Annotated in this window: 17 protein-coding genes and 1 riboswitch; of the genes, 13 read left to right on the top strand and 4 right to left on the bottom strand. The window is 67.2% G+C overall.

Annotation, left to right across the window (positions count from 1 at the left end; all coding sequences use genetic code 11):
* Positions 1-4: 4 nt before the first annotated feature.
* Positions 5-781 (bottom strand): alpha/beta hydrolase, encoded by a 777-nt coding sequence (locus tag ABNQ38_RS17460; RefSeq protein WP_377809492.1) that lies wholly within the window; start codon positions 779-781, stop codon positions 5-7.
* 245 nt (positions 782-1,026) lie between these two features.
* Here ABNQ38_RS17460 and ABNQ38_RS17455 point away from each other — a divergent pair, with 245 nt between their 5' ends.
* Genes ABNQ38_RS17455 through ABNQ38_RS17440 form a run of 4 tightly spaced genes read left to right on the top strand, consistent with a single transcriptional unit; the run spans position 1,027 to position 4,142 of the window.
* Positions 1,027-1,488, top strand: a complete 462-nt coding sequence (locus ABNQ38_RS17455) for a cupin domain-containing protein (RefSeq protein ID WP_377809491.1) — start codon at positions 1,027-1,029, stop codon at positions 1,486-1,488.
* Positions 1,485-2,024, top strand: a complete 540-nt coding sequence (gene cobU, locus ABNQ38_RS17450) for a bifunctional adenosylcobinamide kinase/adenosylcobinamide-phosphate guanylyltransferase (RefSeq protein ID WP_377809490.1) — start codon at positions 1,485-1,487, stop codon at positions 2,022-2,024. Before ABNQ38_RS17455 ends, cobU begins: the two co-directional genes overlap by 4 nt.
* Entirely contained in the window at positions 2,021-2,644 is a 624-nt protein-coding gene (gene cobO / locus ABNQ38_RS17445) for a cob(I)yrinic acid a,c-diamide adenosyltransferase (protein ID WP_377809489.1), read from the top strand. Before cobU ends, cobO begins: the two co-directional genes overlap by 4 nt.
* Before the next feature lie 34 nt (positions 2,645-2,678).
* Complete coding sequence (locus ABNQ38_RS17440; protein WP_377809488.1) at positions 2,679-4,142, top strand: cobyric acid synthase; 1,464 nt, start codon at positions 2,679-2,681, stop codon at positions 4,140-4,142.
* Between the two features lie 19 nt (positions 4,143-4,161).
* Here the strand turns inward: ABNQ38_RS17440 and ispH are convergent, their stop codons facing one another.
* Positions 4,162-5,139, bottom strand: coding sequence for a 4-hydroxy-3-methylbut-2-enyl diphosphate reductase (gene ispH / locus ABNQ38_RS17435; RefSeq protein WP_098739949.1), 978 nt, complete (start codon positions 5,137-5,139; stop codon positions 4,162-4,164).
* 235 nt (positions 5,140-5,374) lie between these two features.
* On the opposite strand from ispH, the gene ABNQ38_RS17430 reads away from it, so the two are divergent.
* The 5 genes from ABNQ38_RS17430 to gcvPB all read left to right on the top strand — a co-directional run bounded on the left by ABNQ38_RS17430 (position 5,375) and on the right by gcvPB (position 10,784).
* Positions 5,375-5,896 (top strand): hypothetical protein, encoded by a 522-nt coding sequence (locus ABNQ38_RS17430; RefSeq protein ID WP_377809487.1) that lies wholly within the window; start codon positions 5,375-5,377, stop codon positions 5,894-5,896.
* Positions 5,897-6,047: 151 nt separating this feature from the next.
* A riboswitch (glycine riboswitch) is annotated at positions 6,048-6,163 on the top strand.
* 169 nt (positions 6,164-6,332) lie between these two features.
* Complete coding sequence (gene gcvT, locus ABNQ38_RS17425) at positions 6,333-7,445, top strand: glycine cleavage system aminomethyltransferase GcvT (protein WP_377809486.1); 1,113 nt, start codon at positions 6,333-6,335, stop codon at positions 7,443-7,445.
* Between the two features lie 51 nt (positions 7,446-7,496).
* Positions 7,497-7,871, top strand: coding sequence for a glycine cleavage system protein GcvH (gcvH, locus tag ABNQ38_RS17420; RefSeq protein ID WP_377809485.1), 375 nt, complete (start codon positions 7,497-7,499; stop codon positions 7,869-7,871).
* Between the two features lies 1 nt (position 7,872).
* Positions 7,873-9,216, top strand: coding sequence for an aminomethyl-transferring glycine dehydrogenase subunit GcvPA (gene gcvPA, locus ABNQ38_RS17415; RefSeq protein ID WP_377809484.1), 1,344 nt, complete (start codon positions 7,873-7,875; stop codon positions 9,214-9,216).
* Complete coding sequence (gene gcvPB / locus ABNQ38_RS17410; protein WP_377809483.1) at positions 9,213-10,784, top strand: aminomethyl-transferring glycine dehydrogenase subunit GcvPB; 1,572 nt, start codon at positions 9,213-9,215, stop codon at positions 10,782-10,784. The genes gcvPA and gcvPB overlap by 4 nt, the downstream gene beginning before the upstream one ends.
* A gap of 64 nt (positions 10,785-10,848) precedes the next feature.
* Here the strand turns inward: gcvPB and ABNQ38_RS17405 are convergent, their stop codons facing one another.
* Entirely contained in the window at positions 10,849-11,064 is a 216-nt protein-coding gene (locus ABNQ38_RS17405; protein WP_377809482.1) for a hypothetical protein, read from the bottom strand.
* Positions 11,065-11,252: 188 nt separating this feature from the next.
* Here ABNQ38_RS17405 and ABNQ38_RS17400 point away from each other — a divergent pair, with 188 nt between their 5' ends.
* The 3 genes from ABNQ38_RS17400 (at position 11,253) to ABNQ38_RS17390 (ending at position 15,577) form a co-directional block, all read left to right on the top strand.
* Positions 11,253-13,898: a glycosyltransferase gene (locus ABNQ38_RS17400; RefSeq protein WP_377809481.1), complete on the top strand. Its 2,646-nt coding sequence runs from the start codon at positions 11,253-11,255 to the stop codon at positions 13,896-13,898.
* 201 nt (positions 13,899-14,099) lie between these two features.
* Positions 14,100-15,191: a phosphotransferase family protein gene (locus ABNQ38_RS17395; protein WP_377809480.1), complete on the top strand. Its 1,092-nt coding sequence runs from the start codon at positions 14,100-14,102 to the stop codon at positions 15,189-15,191.
* Entirely contained in the window at positions 15,191-15,577 is a 387-nt protein-coding gene (locus tag ABNQ38_RS17390; RefSeq protein ID WP_377809479.1) for a DUF6285 domain-containing protein, read from the top strand. Before ABNQ38_RS17395 ends, ABNQ38_RS17390 begins: the two co-directional genes overlap by 1 nt.
* A 40-nt stretch (positions 15,578-15,617) precedes the next feature.
* On the opposite strand, the gene ABNQ38_RS17385 is transcribed toward ABNQ38_RS17390, so the two are convergent.
* Positions 15,618-16,634, bottom strand: coding sequence for a GGDEF domain-containing protein (locus tag ABNQ38_RS17385; RefSeq protein ID WP_377810093.1), 1,017 nt, complete (start codon positions 16,632-16,634; stop codon positions 15,618-15,620).
* Between the two features lie 386 nt (positions 16,635-17,020).
* Here ABNQ38_RS17385 and uvrB point away from each other — a divergent pair, with 386 nt between their 5' ends.
* A complete protein-coding gene (gene uvrB / locus ABNQ38_RS17380) occupies positions 17,021-19,162 on the top strand; it encodes an excinuclease ABC subunit UvrB (protein WP_377809478.1) in 2,142 nt (713 codons plus the stop codon).
* Positions 19,163-19,239 lie beyond the last annotated feature (77 nt).

Here is a 19,239-nt window from a genome sequence, read left to right as displayed (position 1 = left end):
AGGGTCAGACGGCGGAGCCGGACGGGGCGGCTTCGGCCGTCACGGTCGTGGCGATCCAACTCTCCAGACGCTCGGCCGCCGCCTGCCAGTCCTGTTCCAGCATCATCGCATGGCCCATGCCCGGCATGAACACCGGCTGGGTGCCCAGCGCCATCGCGGTGGCGACGATTTCCGCGCGCGGGAACAGCAGATCCTCCTCGGCCCCCATCACCAGCACCGGCATGTCGCGCGGCGGCAGGACGGGGAAGGTGATCCAGCCGCCGATGTCGAGCAGGACGCGGCGCGATTCCTCCTGCAGGAAGCTCTCATATTTGGCCGCTTCGGCGTGCGGCATCTTGTCGGAAAACATGGCGCGGCGGATGGCGTCGGGGTTGATCGCGGTCTCGCCGAAAGCCATCAGCATCGACATCTGCTGGAACACGTAGGGCGAGCGCCAGGCCAGCCTCATGGTGGAGGTCAGCAGGCCATAGGGCGGCGCCGACGCCATCAGCACACCGGCCGGAAAGCGGCTCTTCGCCAGCGCGCGCTGCACCACCATGCCGCCCATGGAATGGCCGATCAGCACCGGGGGAGCGGACAGGCGGCCCGCTGCCTCCAGCACGTCGTCGACATAGTCGGCGATGCCGAAATCATGCAGCCGGTCGCGCCCTTCGCTGTTGCCGTGGCCGCGGAGCGAGACGGCGTGCGCCTCCCACCCGCGTTCGGCGAACCAGGGCAGGAACTTGGCGTCCCAGATCCAGGCGCCGCTGAAGGCGCCATGGACGAACAGGAGCGGCGGCATCTTGGCAGTGCCGGAGGGAGATGTTTTGGCGGGATGGCGGCTGATGATTTCCAGGTGGGACATCGGATCGCAGGTTGTTGTTGTGCGTTGCAATAAGCATGGTGGGCGAAACGGCGCCTGTCCAGACACGGTCCCGGCAACCCTGCTTTGTAAGGGCCTGCTCTGTAAGGGGACTTGGCAGCGTTTGACGCCGCCGGTGCGGTTTGCGACAGTCCAGACCCGCACCACAGAACCGGAGAGCACCCGTGCCGAATCCACCGGTCCTCGATCCCGCGACGCTGACCGCCGAGACCGGCGCCACCGACTATCCGCAGCCCTTCCGGTCGCAGGTCGCCGGCCGGCACCGGGTGGTGCTGGGCGACCCGCTGGGCTTGAGCAATTTCGGCGTCAACCTGACCACGCTGGCGCCCGGCGCCTCCTCCGCCCTGCGCCACTGGCACAGCCGGCAGGACGAGTTCGTCTATGTTGTGGAGGGCGAGCTGACGCTGGTGACCGACGCCGGCGAGACGCTGCTGACCCCCGGCATGTGCGCCGGCTTTCCGCAGGGCGTCGCCGATGGCCACCGGCTGATCAACCGCAGCGACCGGCCGGCCAGCTATCTGGAGGTCGGCGACCGCAGTGGCGGCGATGCGATCGATTATTCCGACGAGGACATGGTCTGGCGCGACGGTGCCTATCACCGCCGCGACGGGACTGTCTGGGAATGATGGGCAGGGGAAAGAGTGCCGACGTCACACTGGTGCTGGGCGGTGCGCGGTCGGGCAAGAGCCGCTATGCCGAGGGGCTGGTGACGGCGTTGGGTGGGCCGCGGGTCTACATCGCCACGTCGCAGGTGTGGGACGCCGAGATGGCCGAGCGGGTGGCGAAGCACCGCGACGACCGCGGCCCGGACTGGACGACGGTGGAGGAGCCGCGCGACCTGACCGGGGTGCTGCGCCGGCATGCCGCCGAGGGTACCAGCGTCTTGGTCGATTGCCTGACGCTGTGGCTGACCAACCTGATGATGGCCGAGGCCGACATCGCTGCGGAAACCGCGGCGCTGGTGGAACTTCTGCCGACGCTGCCCGGCCGGGTGGTGCTCGTTTCCAATGAGGTCGGGCTCGGCATCGTACCCGACAATGTGCTGGCGCGCCGCTTCCGCGACCATGCCGGCCGCCTGCACCAATCCATCGCGGCCGTGGCGCCGCGCGTCGTGCTGACCGTCGCCGGTCTGCCGATATTCGTGAAGGGAACCTCCTTATGACCGCCGAGATGGCCGATACAGACGAGCTGAACCGCCGCCATGCCGAGAAGATGAAGCGGCGCAAGGCATTGCAGGAGCGGGCGCTCGCCTCCAAGACGGTGGAGAAGGGTCTATTGATGGTCCACACCGGCAAGGGCAAGGGCAAGTCCACCGCCGCCTTCGGCCTGATGATGCGCGCCGTCGGCCACGGCATGCGCGTCGGCATGGTGCAGTTCGTCAAGGGCGCCTGGTCCACCGGCGAGACGGTGGCGCTGGAGCGCTTCGAGGATCTGGTCGATTTCCACACAATGGGCGAGGGCTTCACCTGGGACACCCAGGACCGCGCCCGCGACATTGCCGCCGCCGAAGCTGCCTGGGCCAAGGCCAAGGAACTGATGGCCGATCCGCGCTATCGCCTGATCGTGCTGGACGAGCTGAACATCGTGCTGCGCATGGATTATCTGCCGCTGGACGAGGTGCTGGCGACGCTGGCCGCCCGCCGGCCGGACCTGCATGTCTGTATCACCGGCCGCAACGCCAAGCCGGAACTGATCGCCGCCGCCGACCTCGTCACCGAGATGACGCTGGTCAAGCACCCGTTCGAGGCCGGGGTGAAGGCCCAGGCCGGCATCGAGTTCTGACGCCATGCCGTCACAGCCGATACGGTCGCAGCCGATGCGATCCCGGGCGATCATGTTGCAGGGCACCGGCTCCGACGTCGGCAAGTCGCTGCTGGTGGCCGGGCTGTGTCGGGCGCTGGTGCGGCGCGGGCTGAGCGTCCGGCCGTTCAAGCCGCAGAACATGTCCAACAATGCCGCGGTCACCGCCGACGGCGGCGAGATCGGCCGCGCCCAGGCGCTCCAGGCGCGGGCCTGCGGCGTGGCGCCCAGCGTCCACATGAACCCGGTGCTGCTGAAGCCGCAGTCGGACGTCGGCAGTCAGGTGGTGGTGCGCGGCGTGGTCGTCGGCACCGCCCGCGCCGCAGACTATCAGGCACGCAAGCGCGACCTGCTCGGCACCGTTCTGGACAGTTTCGAGCGGCTGCGGGGCGAGGCCGACATCGTTGTCGTGGAGGGGGCAGGCAGCCCGGCAGAGGTCAATTTGCGGGCCGGCGACATCGCCAACATGGGCTTCGCCACCGCCGCCGACGTGCCGGTTCTGCTGGTCGGCGACATCGACCGCGGCGGCGTGATCGCCAGTCTGGTCGGCACCCACGCACTTTTACCGAAATCTGAACAGGAGCGGATTAAGGGATTTCTGATCAACAAGTTCCGCGGCGATGTTCGTCTGTTCGATGAAGGGCTGCGGATCATCGAGAACCAGACCGGCTGGCGCGGATTCGGCGTGGTGCCCTGGCTCAGGGAGGCGGCGATCCTGCCGGCCGAGGATGCGGTGGCGCTCGACCGGCCGCGGGAAGCCGGCGACGGGGCGCTGCGCATCGCCGTGCCGATGCTGTCGCGGATCGCCAACTTCGATGATTTCGATCCGCTGGCGCAGGAGCCGGGCGTTGCCCTGACCATGGTGCGTCCGGGCCAGCCGCTGCCGGGCGATTGCGATCTGGTCATCCTGCCCGGCACCAAGGCGACCATCGCCGACCTCGCCTTCCTGCGGGCACAGGGCTGGGACATCGACCTGATGGCCCATTGGCGGCGCGGCGGCCGGGTGCTGGGCATCTGCGGCGGTTACCAGATGCTGGGCCGGCGCATCGCCGATCCCGACGGCATCGAAGGCCCGCCTGGCGAGGCGGCCGGGCTCGGGCTGCTGGATGTCGAGACGGTGTTGAAGGGGCCGAAGGTGCTGGAGGAGGCCCGCGGGACCGAGCGGCGCACCGGCGCTACGGTGGCGGGCTACGAGATGCATATGGGCCGCACGGAGGGAGCCGACCGGGCGCGGCCGATGCTGGAGCTTGCCAGCGGTGGAACCGATGGGGCGGAGTCGGCGGACGGACGGGTGGCGGGATGCTACCTGCACGGCCTGTTCACCGCCGACGGCTTCCGGTCGGCCTATCTGCGCCGGCTGGGAGGCGCCGGGTCGGATCTCGGCTATGGCGTCGCGGTCGAGCGGGCGCTTGATGCGGTCGCGGACCGGCTGGAAAGCGTCGTCGACGTGGAGGGGCTGTTGGAGGTGGCGCAGGGGTGAGGGAGGGGGCGATGCCCCCTCAGACCGCCTCCTGCTCCACCGATAACGCGCGTGGCAGCTTGAAGACGATGTTCTCGGTCGCGGTGCGCAGCTCCTCCACCGTCACGTCGAAGCGGCTGCGGGCGGCCTCGATGACCTCCTCCACCAGAACTTCCGGGGCGGACGCGCCGGCGGTGATGCCGAGGCGGGCGACGCCGGCCAGGGCGCTCCAGTCGATGTCGGCGGCGCGCTGGACCAGCTGGGCGGCCGGGCAGCCATGGGTCTTCGCCACTTCCACCAGACGCTTGGAGTTGGAGGAGTTCGGCGCGCCCAGCACCAGCAGCGCCTCCACCTTCGGCGCGATGGCCTTCACCGCCGCCTGACGGTTGGTGGTGGCGTAGCAGATGTCCTCCTTCTTCGGCCCGGCGATGGCGGGGAAACGGGCCTGGAGCGCGGCCAGGATCTCCGTCGTCTCGTCGACCGACAGGGTGGTCTGGGTGGCGTATGCGAGGTTTTCCGGGTCGCTCACCTCCAGCGTCGCGACATCGGCCACCGTCTCCACCAGCACCACGGCGCCGGCAGGCAGCTGGCCCATGGTGCCGATGACCTCGGGATGGCCGGCATGGCCGATCAGGACGATCTGCTTGCCGTCCTCGTAATGGCGTTCGGCCTCGCGGTGGACCTTGCTGACCAGCGGGCAGGTGGCGTCGAGATAGAACAGCCCACGCGCCTCGGCCGCCTGCGGCACCGATTTCGGCACGCCATGGGCGGAGAACACCACCGGGCGGCCGTCCGGCACCTCGGTCAGCTCATCGACGAAAACGGCGCCCTTGGCCTCCAGGCTTTCGACCACGAAGCGGTTGTGGACGATCTCGTGCCGCACATAGACCGGCGCCCCGAAGCGCTCCAGCGCCGTCTCGACGATCTGGATCGCCCGGTCCACCCCGGCGCAGAAACCGCGCGGTGCCGCCAGCAGGATGGTAAGGGGCTGGCGGGTTGGGGAATTGGTCGTGGTCATATGCGCTGTACCGCCCTTGCGTGGAGAAGGTCGCCCTTAGGTAATCCTGTGCTGAACGGTCACAAGGGATAGAACCGCCGCGCGGTCTTGTGCCGGTCAAGCTGGGACACTAAAGTCGCGATCCAACAGCCCGTTAACCGATCAGGCCGAACCGATGGACCGCCGCGACCGTAATATAGGAACCCCCGCCCGGAAAAGCCCGCTGGCGCCCCTCTTTGGGATGGGCCGCCCTGCGTTGCTCGCGGCCGGGGCCGTTCTGGTGCTTTCCGGCTGCTCCGGCATGGGGCTGGGGCCAACCAACCCGTCGGAAGCAGCGCTGGCCTGCCCTAAGGTCAACATCGTCCGCGACCTGCAGGAAGTGACGGTGTTCCGTCCCGGCGGCAAGGATCTGACCGATCTGGAGTCGCGCGCCGCCCTGACCGATTTCACCGGCAGCTGCGACTATACCAGCAGCGGCGTCACTGTGAACGTGAACGTCTATCTGGTGGCGGAACGCGGTCCGGCGCTCCAGGGCGCTACGGCCAAGTACCAGTATTTCGTCGCGCTGGCCCAGCCGGACGACACGCTGGTGTCGAAGGCCTATTTCGACACCGACGTGACCTTCGTCCCCGGCCAGCCGCGCGCCGGCACCCGCGAGGAACTGACGCCGAAGATCCCGCTGCCCAAGGACGCCAACGCCAAGGACTGGAAGATCTATCTCGGCTTCCAGCTGACGCCGGAGCAGCTGAACTTCAACCGGACGCAGGTGAAGAAGTAAGCGCTTCTGTCCATCGGTGCCGTCGCCTTCTCTTTTCGACCGTCGCCCCCGCCTTCGCGGGGATGACGGCCGATGAGAGGATAGGCTTGGCGCCCAATCCCTCCAATTGACAAACCTGTCCATTCGCGACAGTGTGCCGCCATCACGCCGATGATCCCTCGCGGGAGAGATCGCTTGTGAGCTTGTCGTAAATCGACAGGTCCGCAGGTGGCGCCGAAGGAGCAACCGCCCCCGGAAACTCTCAGGCAAAAGGACCGCAAGGGGATAAGGCAACTCTGGAAAGCAGCCTCGGCGCCCAGTCGCCGCGACTCACCGAAGGAGTAAACCGGGTGCCCGGCTCGACCGGACGGCGGTGAATCTCTCAGGTCCAAGACAGAGGGGGCAGCGATCCGCACCGATCCCGGTGCGGGTGCCGTAACCCTGTCGGAGGACCAGCGTGACCGAGGCCGCAACCGCTCTCAAGACCACCCCGCTGCACGCGCTCCATGTCGAGCTTGGCGCCCGCATGGTCCCCTTCGCCGGCTATGACATGCCGGTGCAGTATCCCCTGGGTATCCTCAAGGAACACCAGCACACCCGCGAGAAGGCCGGGCTGTTCGACGTGTCCCACATGGGGCAGGTCCGCCTGACCGGCGCCGATCCGGCCGCCGCCCTGGAAACGCTGGTTCCCGGCGACATCAAGGGGCTGGCGCAGGGGCGCATGCGCTACACGCTGTTCCTGAACGAGCAGGGTGGCATCCTCGACGACCTGATGGTGACCAATGCCGGCGACCACCTGTTCTTGGTGGTGAATGCCGCCTGCAAGGAGCAGGACGTCGCCCATCTGCGCGAGAAGCTGGCCGGCAAGGCCGAGGTGGAGCTGCTGGACGATCTGGCGCTGATGGCGCTCCAGGGGCCGATGGCGGCCGAGGTGATGGCCCGCTTCGTCCCGGAAGCCGCCACCATGAAGTTCATGAGCTATCTGTCCGCCACCTTCAAGGGCGTGCCGGTGATCCTGACCCGCTCCGGCTACACCGGCGAGGACGGTTACGAGATCTCCTGCGACAAGGCCGATGCGGAGATGATCGCCCGCGCCCTGCTGGGCGAAGCGGAGGTCGAGGCGATCGGGCTGGGCGCCCGCGACTCGCTGCGGCTGGAGGCCGGGCTCTGCCTGTACGGCCACGACATCGACACCACGACGACGCCGGTCGAAGGGGCCTTGGAATGGACCCTGCCGAAGCGCCGCCGCGCCGAGGGCGGTTTCCCCGGTTACGACATCATCCACCGGCAGCTGACCGAGGGCGCCGCGCGCCGCCGCGTCGGCATCCAGCCGGAAGGCCGCCAGCCGGCCCGCGAGCACACCGAAATCCAGGATGCCAACGGCACCGTCATCGGCGAGATCACCAGCGGCGGCTTCGGCCCGACCGCCGGGGCGCCGGTCGCCATGGGCTATGTCGACATCGCGAATTCCGCGGTCGGCACGCCGCTGACGCTGGTGGTGCGCGGCAAGCCGCTGCCCGCACGTGTCGCCGCCACGCCCTTCGTGCCGCAACGCTATTACCGGGGCTGATGCCCCGGCGTCGCCAATCCAAGCAACCGTTTCGAACAGGGAAACATTCAGATGAGCAAGAAATTCACCAAGGACCACGAGTGGGTTCAGGTCGATGGCGATGTCGCCACCGTCGGCGTCACCGACTTCGCCCAGGGCCAGCTGGGTGACGTGGTGTTCGTCGAGCTGCCCGAGGCCGGCCGCGTGCTGGAGAAGGGCAAGGAAGCCGCCGTCGTCGAATCGGTGAAGGCCGCCAGCGACGTTTACGCCCCGGTGTCCGGCACCGTGGTGGAGGCCAATCAGGCCCTGGTGGACGACCCGTCGATGGTCAACAGCGCTGCCGAGACCGATGGCTGGTTCTTCAAGCTGCAGCTCAAGGACGCCTCCGAACTGGATGGCCTGATGGACGAAGCGGCCTACAAGGCCTTCGTGGAGGAATCCCACTAACATGCGCTATCTGCCCCTGACCGAGGCCGACCGGCAGTCGATGCTGGAGGCCATCCGCGCAACATCGGTCGAAGACCTGTTCCGCGACGTTACAAAGGCGGCCCGTCTGGCCGGCCCGATCGGGGGCTTGCCCAACCATATGGGCGAGCTTGAGGTCGAACGGCTGCTCGGTTCCATGGCCGCCAAGAATGTGCCGGCGGGATCGGTGCCGAGCTTCCTCGGCGCCGGCGCCTACCGTCACCATGTGCCGGCCACCGTCGACCATCTGGTCCAGCGCGGCGAGTTCCTGACCGCCTACACGCCGTACCAGCCGGAGGTGAGCCAGGGCACGCTTCAGGTCCTGTTCGAATTCCAGACCCAGGTCGCGCTGCTGACCGGCATGGATGTGGCCAACGCCTCGATGTATGACGGCGCCACCTCCTGCGCCGAGGCCGTCATGATGGCCAACCGAGTCACCCGGCGGAAGAAGGCGATCCTGTCCGGCGGCCTGCACCCGCATTACCGCGACGTGACCACCACCGACGCCCGCTTCATCGGTTTCGAGGCGGTGGCTCTGCCGGCCGCCCCGACCGGCGGCGAGGATCTGCTGGCGCTGGTCGACGACAAGACGGCCTGCGTCGTCGTGCAGAACCCGGACGTGTTCGGTCATGTCCGCGACTACACCGATCTGGCCGCCGCCTGTCAGGCCAAGGGCGCCCTGCTGATCGTCGTGGTGACGGAGGCGCTGTCGCTGGGGCTGCTGACGCCGCCGGGCGACATGGGCGCCGACATCGTCGCGGCGGAAGGCCAGTCCTTCGGCAACGCGCTGAACTTCGGCGGCCCCTATGTCGGGCTGTTCGCGGTGAAGGACAAGTATGTCCGCCAGATGCCGGGCCGCCTGTGCGGCGAGACGGTGGATGCCGACGGCCGCCGCGGCTTCGTGCTGACGCTCTCCACCCGCGAGCAGCACATCCGCCGCGAGAAGGCGACCTCGAACATCTGCACCAACTCCGGCCTGTGCGCGCTGGCCTTCTCAATCCATGTCAGCCTGCTGGGCGAGGCGGGCATCACGCAGCTGGCTCAGCTGAACCATGCCAAGGCGGTCCAGATGGCCGACAAGCTGGCAACGGTTCCGGGTGTCGAGGTGCTGAACGACGGCTTCTTCAACGAATTCACCGTCAAGCTGCCGAAGCCGGCCGCAGCGGTGGTCGAGGAGCTTGCCAAGCGCCGCATCCTGGGCGGCGTGCCGGTGTCGCGCCTCTATCCGGGCGAGATGGAAGACCTTCTGTTGGTCGCCGTCACCGAGACCAACACCGACGCCGACATGGACGCCTTCGCTGCCGCTCTGAGTGAGGTTCTGGCATGAGCATGAACAACCAGGGCCGTCCGTCGGCCATTCCGGCCGGCGCCGCCTCGTTCGACGGCGTGACCGGCACCGTCACCGGCAACCGCGGTCTCCAGATCGAAGAGCTGCTGATCTTCGAACAGGACAGCGCCGGCCGCACCGGCGTCGATCTGCCGGACGTGCCGAAGGTGGCTTCGCGCCTGGGGGCGGTGAAGCCGCGCGCCAGGGTTGGGCTGCCCGGCCTCGCCGAGCCGCAGGTGGTCCGCCACTACACCCGCCTGTCGCAGAAGAACTACGCCATCGACAGCGGGTTCTATCCGCTGGGCTCATGCACGATGAAGCACAACCCGCGCCTGAACGAGAAGATGGCGCGGCTGCCGGGCTTCTCCGACGTGCACCCGATGCAGCCGGTCAGCACGGTTCAGGGCGCCCTGGAGCTGATGGACCAGCTGGCCTATTGGCTGAAGACGCTGACCGGCATGGCCGCCGTGACGCTGGCGCCCGCCGCCGGCGCCCATGGCGAGATGTGCGGCATCATGGCGATCCGCTCCGCGCATGAGGCGAAGGGCGACAGCGGCCGCACCAAGATCCTGGTGCCGGAAAGCGCACACGGCACCAACCCGGCAACCGCCGCGGCCTGCGGCTACAGCGTCGATGCCATCCCGGCGACCGCCGACGGCCGCGTCGACCTGGAGGCGCTGAAGGCCAAGCTCGGTCCCGACGTGGCCGGGCTGATGCTGACCAACCCCAACACCTGCGGCCTGTTCGAACGCGACATTGTCGCGATCGCCGAGGCGGTGCATGCGGCCGGGGCCTATTTCTACTGCGATGGTGCGAATTTCAACGCCATCGTCGGGCGGGTGCGTCCGGCCGACCTCGGCATCGACGTCATGCACATCAACCTGCACAAGACCTTCTCCACCCCGCATGGCGGCGGCGGCCCGGGGTCGGGGCCGGTGGTGTTTGCAGAGTCGCTGGCGCCTTACATCCCGGTGCCCTACGTCACCCACGGGACGAACGGCTTCGCGCTGGTCGAGACCGTCGGCGACGGCCAGGCCTTCGGCCGCATGAAGGCCTTCCACGGCCAGATGGGCATGTTCGTCCGCGCGCTGTCCTACATGCTGAGCCACGGCGCCGACGGGCTGTGGCAGGCGTCGGGCGATGCGGTGCTGAACGCCAACTACGTCATGGCGCGGCTGGAGGACGTGATGACGGCCTCCTTCGAGGGGCCGTGCATGCACGAGTGCCTGTTCGACGACCGGTTCCTGAAGGGGACGGGGGTCACCACGCTCGACATGGCGAAGGCGCTGATCGACGAGGGCTTCCACCCGATGACCATGTATTTCCCGCTGGTCGTCCACGGTGCCCTGCTGATCGAGCCGACCGAGACGGAGAGCAAGGCCAGCCTCGACCAGTTCGTCGATGCGCTGCGTGCGCTGGCCGAGCGGGCGAAGTCGGGTGACGTCGCCTACTTCCAGGCCGCTCCGCGCCTGACGCCGCGCCGTCGCCTGGACGAGACGGCCGCCGCCCGCAAGCCGGTGCTGCGCTGGACCCCGCCGGTGCCGGCGGAGGCTCTGGCGGCGGAGTAAGGACAAACAAGAAGGCCCCCCTCCCTGCACGGGAGGGGGGCCTTCTTGTTTCTACAAGTCGATTTTACCTGTCGGTCTTGCCGACGAACTTGTCGGCCTTCTTCTGATCCTCGGCGGCCTCGCGGGCCATTTCCTCGCCGATCTTCGGATCGATGCTCTTGGCTTCCTCGATCAGGTCGCGCGCCTTGCGGGGATCGCCGCCGGCGGCCCTGTCCAGCGCCTGCTCGGCCAGATCGTGGGCCTTCTTGTGTTCGGGGCTGTCTTCGTGGCGGGTGGCCATGGGGCGTTCTCCTGTGGCTTGAGCATTGAGAAACCTGTCGTTGTCCAACAGGAGCCGCCGGCCGGGGTTCCGCTCTCCGCACTGCACAAAAATTTTCTGGAAGCGGCGGAATAGGGAAGTGGGTTTGCCCGTTTGTGCGGATGTCCGGTGGCGAACGGCCACCCAGCAACAGGGCACGCGAACTCCCCATGAGCAACCCGAAGAACTCGATCCGACGCGCAGCCATCGCCGCCGCACTGCTGGCCGTGACCGCCGGCCACGCGTCCTTCTGGTCCTGGCGCAATGCGCCGACGCCTATGGAGGCGGAGCCAGGCCGTATCGAATCCGTGTCCTACTCGCCGTCGGGCCGCAGCTACGACCCGAACCACCAGCCGGTGGTGCCGCGCAAGGACATCGAGAAGGACATGACCGCCATCGCCGGCTTTGCCGACGGCGTCCGCACCTACTCGACGCTCGGCTCGCAGGGCGAGGTGCCGGAGATCGCGGTGTCCAAGGGGCTGGACGTCACGCTCGGCATCTGGCTGAGCAAGGACAAGTCCCGCAACGAGCGGGAGGTGCTGCACGGCATCGCGCTCGCCAAGGAATTTCGCGGCATCAAGCGCATCGTCGTCGGCAACGAGACGCTGCTGCGCGCCGAACTGACCGATGCCGAGCTGGCCTCCTACATCAAGCGGGTGCGCGCCGCCGTGCCCGCCAACATCAAGGTCGGCACCGCCGACGTCTGGTCGGAGATGGTCAAGGCAAATGCAACGGTGAAGGCGTCCGACTTCATGGGCGTCCACGTTCTGCCCTACTGGGAAGGCGTGCCGGTGTCCGATGCGCTGACCTGGATCCGCGACCGGCTCGACACCGTGCGCAAGGCCCATCCGGGCAAGGCGCTGTTCGTCGGCGAGGTCGGCTGGCCGTCGGGCGGTGAGAACTTCCACGACGCCTACCCGACGCCGGAGGCCCAGGCCGCCGTCGTCCGTGGGTTCGCGGCGGAAGCCAATGCGCTCGGCCTGCATTACAACGTCGTCGAGGCCTTCGACGGCATCTGGAAGTCGACCATCGAAGGCTCGCCCGGCCCGACCTGGGGCGTGCTGGACGCCGACCGTCAGCCGAAATGGTCGATGACCGGCGCTGTCGCCGCCCCCTATGGCGAGCGTGTCGCCGCAGGCGTGGCGCTCGCCGTCGGCCTCGCCCTGTCGGCCTTCGCCGTTTTCCGCCGCCGGACCAATGCCGGCTTCGCGCTCGCCGCCTCGCTGGGCGCCAACATCATCGGCTTCGCCATCGGCTCTGCCGTCGCCGGCGCCTATTCCGAATATCTGACCTTCGGTGCTGTCACCACCTGGGGCTCGGCCTTCGCGCTCGGCACCCTGATGATGAGCGTCGCCTTCGCCGATCTGGTGGACGTCGCCCGCCGGCTGCTGACCGGCCGCGCCCCGGCCCTGCTGCCGCAGGGCGTGCCCAGCATCGAGCACAAGCCGATGGTCTCGATCCACGTCGCCGCCTGCCGCGAGCAGCCGGACGTGCTGAACGCCACGCTGGCCTCGCTGTCGCGGCTCGACTACCCGAACTACGAGGTCGTCGTCCTGATCAACAACACCGTGGAGGAGCATCTGGTCCGCCCGGTGGAGGAGATGTGCCAGGCGCTGGGGCCGAAGTTCAAGTTCCACTGGTACAAGAAGATCTCCGGCTTCAAGGCCGGCGCCCTGAACGCCGCGCTGCGCCACACCGATCCGGCCGCCGAGATCGTCGCCGTGCTGGACGCCGACTACACCGTGTCGCCCGACTGGCTGTCGAAGCTGGCCCCGACCTTCGCCGATCCGTCGGTCGGCATCGTCCAGGCTCCGCAGGAACACCGCGACGGCCACGAGACGGTGCTGAAGTCGGCGATGACCGCCGAGTACCGTCCCTTCTTCGATGTCGGCATGCAGGAGGGCGTGTCGTCCCAGGCCTTCATCTGCCATGGCACGATGATCATGCTGCGCCGCTCGGCGATGGATCAGGTCGGCGGCTGGTCGGAAGCCGGCATCTGCGAGGACACCGAACTGGGCCTGCGCATCCTGTCGGCCGGCTACCGCGCCGCCTACACCGACGAGCGCCTCGGCGCCGGTCTGGCCCCGGACAACTTCATGCAGTTCCGCAAGCAGCGCGACCGCTGGGTGTTCGGCTCGACCCAGATCGTCCGCGCCCACTGGAAGAAGTTCCTGCCGGGGGCGGCCGAGCTGAGCGCGCGGCAGAAGCTGGGCTACGTCACCAACTGGATCCGCTGGTGGTCCGATGCCGTCGGCCTGTTCGCCGCCGCTGCGGCGGTGGTCTGGACCTTCGCCTCGCTGGTTCTGCCGCTGCACCTGCCGCCGGTGGCCGCCACCGCCGCCGTGCTGGGTGCCCTGGTCCTGCGCGCCGGTTCCAGCCTGTTGGCCTCGCGCTATGCCTCGGGCAACAGCTGGAAGGAAAGCCTGGGTGCCTGCGCCGTCGGCATGGCACTGTCCACCACCGTCGCCCTGGCCGTCGTCCGCGGTCTGGTCCGCAAGCACGATGCCTTCCGGGTGACCGCCAAGGGCGGCAAGCGCGCCGCCGGCCGCTTCTGCGCCAAGCCGGAAGCCTGGCTGTCGGCCGCGCTGGTCGCCTCGTCCGCCAGCGCTGCGCTGGTCAACCCGCTGGGCACCCTGTCGCTGGAACTGTGGTCGGTGCTGCTCGCCGCTATGGCGGTGCCGAACCTGATGGCCGTCGCCTTCGGCATCGGTGACATGCTTCCGGTCCGTGAAGCCAAGCCGGCCCCGGTTCCGGCCGCCCAGCAGGGCAACACGGCCGGCCAGGAGCAGGGCACGAGCCACCCGGTCGCCGCGTAAGCCTCTCCTCCTTCACTCATGCAAAAACGGCCCCTTCCCCGCCTGACCGGTGGGGGAGGGGCCGACTTTTTTGGGGGTGTAGTCGTTTTTCCTACCAAGGTGAAACTTGTCTGCAACAGCGCTTCGTGCCTACCATCGGCGGCTCAAACCGATAAAGACGCGCGAACCAACGCGCCAGCAAACCTTCGGAGGGAGATCGTCATGCACGTCGTGAAAGCGTCCGACCAGTCCCCGCCTTCGCTATTGTCAGGTGACAACCGGGTTCGACTGGAACACTGGCTGGCCGCACAGGCCGGCGCATCCCGTGTCACGGTGACGGAGGATGGACGGCTCGGCGGCGGGGCGATCTCCCTGAATCTGGCGGTGACGCTGGATATCGTCGGCGGGCCGCTGGCCGGGCGCCATGCCTGCGTGCTGCGGGCCGAGGGCGGCGGGCGTATTTCGGCCAGCATCGGCAAGCTGCGGGAATTCGTGGTGCTGCGCGCCGCCTGCGCGGCCGGGGTGATGGCGCCGGAACCGCTGTTCGGCTGCGACGATCCCGCGGTACTGGGCCATGACTTCTACATCATGCGGCGGGCCGAAGGTCTCGGTGCCGGCCATGCGGTGACGCGGTCCGACGCGGCGCAGCCGGACCTGGCGCGCGAGCTTGGGCGGCAGCTTGGCTTGCTGCACCGGATCACACCGGATACCGAGGGGCTGGAGCGGCTGGGCGAGGCGCCCGACTGTCCGGCGCAGGAGACGCTGGCGCAGTACCGCCGCTGGTTCGGCGATCTGGGGCGGCGCGATCCGGTGATCGCCTGGGGGTTGCGCTGGCTGGAGGTCAACGCGCCGCAACCGGGTGCGGTGGTGCTGTGCCATCGCGACTTCCGCACCGGCAATTATCTGGTCAAGGACGGTGCGCTGACCGCGATCCTGGATTGGGAGTTCGCTGGATTCAGCGACCCGATGGAGGACCTCGGCTGGTTCTGCTCCCGGTCCTGGCGGTTCCGCCGGCCCGACCGCGAGGCGGGCGGCATCGCCGACCGGGCGGAGTTCTATGCCGGCTATGAGGAAACCTCCGGCCGCCGCGTCGATCAGGCGCGGGTCGCCTATTGGGAGACGGCGGCCTATCTGCGCTGGGCGGCGATCGCGGTGGAGCAGGGGCTGCGCCACAGCTCCGGCGCCGAGCGCTCGCTGGAACTGGCGCTGACCGGACGGATGCTGCCGGAAATCGAGATGGACATGCTGCGCCATCTGCGCGCCATCAGCGCCATCGGCTGCGTGGCGGCGGGTGCCGTGGAGAGGGTGGCCTGATGCGCGCCAATCCCGACGCCCGCGGCCTGCTGGAGATCGCCGCTTCCACCTTCCGTGCCGACGTGCTTCCCCATGTGGCGCCGGAGGCGCGTTTCGCCGCGCTGATGGTCGCCAATGCGTTGGAGATTGCCGAGCGCGAGTTGAAGGGGTTGGACGCCGCCGGCCATTCGATGCTGGGGGCGCTCGCCTTGCTTTATGGCGAGGATGCCGACGACGCGCTGTCCGGCGACGACCTGCGCAAGCGGGTGGAAGCCTTGCAGCACCGCCTGTGCATCGAGATCGCCGCCGGCGATTTCGACCAGGAGGGGCAGGACGTGCTGATGGACTCGCTCGAGGCCATCGTCGAAGCGCGGCTGGGAATTTCCAATCCGAAGGCGTTGGGGTAAGGGCACTGGGGTGGGGCGCTTCCGGCGCCCCGCTTCGCGGTCAGGCTCTTTGCGCCTTCCGTTCGCGCTTAACCTCATACATGGCGGCATCGGCCTTCCGCAACGCTGCGTCCACGGTGACGGTGCAGGGATCGACGGCGGTGGGGCCGAAGCTAGCGCCGGAATAGTGCAGGGTGACGCCCCGCAACCCGTATTCGCCGATCAGCAGCGGCGCCAGACGGTTGCACAGGGTCTCCGCAGCTGCCTGACCCGCAGCATCTCCGGATGGACCCAGGCCGGTGACGATGAATTCGTCGCCGCCGAAGCGGCCTAGGATGTCCCCGGACCGGAGGCCTGCCGACAGGCGCTTGCCCACCTCGATCAGAAACGCATCTCCGACTTCATGGCCATGACGGTCGTTGATCGCCTTGAAGCCATCGAGATCGATGAAAGCGATCAGGACCGTCTGCCCCGTCGATTCGGCGCCGGCGAACAGACGGTCCATCTCCTTCAAAAGGAATCGCCGGTTGGGCAATCCGGTCAGGACGTCGGTGAAGGAATAGGCCTCCAACGCGCTGTTGACCGATTGCAGGTTTTCGAGAAGCTGTTCCCGTTCCACATGCAGGCCGATCAGCGAGGAGAAGAGGCGGAGAGTCTGCTCCCCCTTCGGGGTCAGCGGCTTGCGTTCGGACCCGGCCGCGCACAGCGTTCCGAAAAGCGTGCCGTCATTCAGCCGGACCGGAGTGCTGACATAGGTCTGGATGCCGAGAGCCTTGGCGGCGTCGCAATCGCCCCATAGCGTCGGCACGTCTTCGGTGTGGAACTTCCCCTCATCGAGTGCGCGCTTGCACAGCGTCCCTTCCCAAGGAACGACAAGCCCTTCAGGAATCTGCATTGTCTTGGTGTTGTAGGCAAACAGAACACGCTGTATGCCCATTTCCTGGTCGATGCAGGTCAGATAGGTGGCCTCCAGTTCCGTTACCGCTTCAAGCAGGCTCAGCAGCGGGCGGGTCAAATCCTCTACCGACCGGGCGGAAGACAGGGTTTCGGAAATCTCGGAGAAAAACTTGTCTGACATGAATGATCCGTCAACTGCGCGACAACAGATTGTCCACGAAAAGTTGTGACTGCACTTCAGGAATGGGCCACCTGCTGCTGTCCCATCCCGGATACGTTTCGTGAGCAGCCTCAACTTCATACTCTAAACAGGATAATGCCATAACCTAATGCAGCGTTCAAGTTAGGGAACCTATCTATCCTGTGCCATCAACTTCCAGGCCACTTGCGTGAGGCGTTGAAGTCCCCGTGAATGCACCGAGGGCAAGCGTTTCAGGAAATCCGATGCGGGGCGGGGAATGAACCGTATCGCAATTGCCGCCAAGCCTGCGCTCGACAGACGGGGGCGTTGCGGCCATATAATCGGTTCCTGTTCCGTACCCGTCCCCTGATCCGGATCGCCGCCCCATGGCAAGTCCCGTCCTCTCCGCCATTCCCGCCAAGCCGCTCGCGAAGCTGGAAGCCGGAAAGCAATTCGTCATCGTGTCGGACTACACGCCTGCGGGCGACCAGCCGAACGCCATCGAGGAACTGACCGGCGGACTGCGGCAGGGCGAGAAGGATCAGGTGCTGCTGGGCGTCACCGGGTCGGGCAAGACCTTCACCATCGCGCACGTCATCCAGACGGTGCAGCGCCCGACGCTGATCCTGGCGCCCAACAAGACGCTGGCGGCGCAGTTGTATGGCGAAATGAAGTCGTTCTTCCCGAACAACGCGGTGGAATATTTCGTCTCCTACTATGACTATTACCAGCCGGAAGCCTACGTCCCGCGCACCGACACCTATATCGAGAAGGAATCGTCGATCAACGAGCAGATCGACCGCATGCGCCACTCGGCGACGCGGGCCCTGCTGGAGCGCGACGACGTCATCATCGTGGCGTCGGTGTCCTGCATCTACGGTATCGGTTCGGTCGAGACCTATTCCGAAATGACGGTGGACCTGCGCAAGGGCGAGGTGATCGCCCAGCCGGAGCTGCTGCGCAAGCTGACCGAGCTTCAGTACAAGCGCAACGACGCCGCCTTCGGCCGCGGCCTGTTCCGTGTACGCGGCGACACGGTGGAGCTGTTCCCGGCCCACATGGAAGATCGGGCGTGGCGCATCTCGCTGTTCGGCGACGAGATCGAGGCCATCCACGAGATCGACCCGCTGACCGGCGAGAAGCTGGCGGCGCTGGAGGCCGTGCGCGTCTATCCGAACAGCCACTATGTGACGCCGAAGCCGACGCTCAATCAGGCGATCAACCAGATCAAGCGGGACCTGAAGGACCGGCTGGAGGAGTTCGCCGCCGAAGGCAAGCTGCTGGAGGCGCAGAGGCTGGAGCAGCGCACCACCTTCGACATCGAGATGATGGCGGCCACCGGCTCCTGCGCCGGCATCGAGAACTATTCCCGCTATCTGACTGGCCGCGCCCCCGGCGATCCGCCGCCGACGCTGTTCGAATATCTGCCGGGCGATGCGCTGCTGATCGTCGACGAGAGCCACGTCATGGTGCCGCAGATCGGCGGCATGTACCGCGGCGACTTGGTCCGCAAATCGACGCTGTCCGATTACGGCTTCCGCCTGCCCAGCGCCAAGGACAACCGCCCGCTGAAGTTCGAGGAATGGGAGGGGATGCGGCCGCAGACGGTTTTCGTTTCCGCCACCCCCGGTCCCTGGGAAATGGAGCGCACCGGCGGCGTCTTCACCGAACAGCTGGTCCGCCCGACCGGCCTGATCGATCCGCCGGTGATCATCCGCCCGACCGAGACCCAGGTCGACGACCTGATCGGCGAGTGCAAGGAGGTGGTCGCCAAGGGCTATCGCGTGCTGGTCACCACCCTGACCAAGAAGATGGCCGAGGCGCTGACCGAATATATGCACGAGGCAGGATTGCGCGTGCGCTACATCCACTCCGACGTGGAGACGCTGGAGCGCATCGAGATCATCCGTGACCTGCGGCTGGGCGCCTATGACGTGCTGGTCGGCATCAACCTGCTGCGCGAGGGGTTGGACATCCCGGAATGCGCGCTGGTGGCGATTTTGGACGCCGACAAGGAAGGCTATTTGCGGTCGAAGACCTCGCTGATCCAGACCATCGGCCGTGCCGCCCGTAACATCGACGGACGGGCGATCCTCTACGCCGACAAGATCACCGACAGCATGAAGTACGCCATCGACGAAACGGCACGACGCCGAGAGAAGCAGATGGCTTACAATCTGGAACACGGCATCACGCCGGAATCGGTGAAGAAGGCCATCGGCGACATTCTGGAAAGCGTGTTCGAGCGCGGCGACCATGTGACGGTCAAGACCGGCCTGAACTCCAACGAGCTGGTCGGGCACAACCTGAAGAGCGTCATCGCCGATCTGGAAAAACGCATGCGGGCCGCTGCCGCCGACCTGGAATTCGAGGAGGCTGCCCGTCTGCGCGACGAGCTGCGCCGGCTGGAGGCTATGGACCTGGGGCTGGAAACCCCCGGCAGTATAGGCATCAGCAGTGCCCGTCAAGGTCGCGGCATTCCGGAAGGGGCGCCGAAGAAGCAAGGCAGGCGCCGCCGCGGACCATGATCTACCTCTTATTGACCCACCCTTGTCCTGAACAGGTTGCAACACCATACTTCCGCTTCCCGTAGGATGGCGCGGGA

The organism is Azospirillum sp. A29 (genome assembly GCF_042604625.1).
Classification (GTDB): Bacteria; Pseudomonadota; Alphaproteobacteria; order Azospirillales; family Azospirillaceae; genus Azospirillum; species Azospirillum palustre.
Note: the sequence above shows the minus strand (reverse complement) of the source record. Positions and strands in the feature narration are given on the sequence as shown.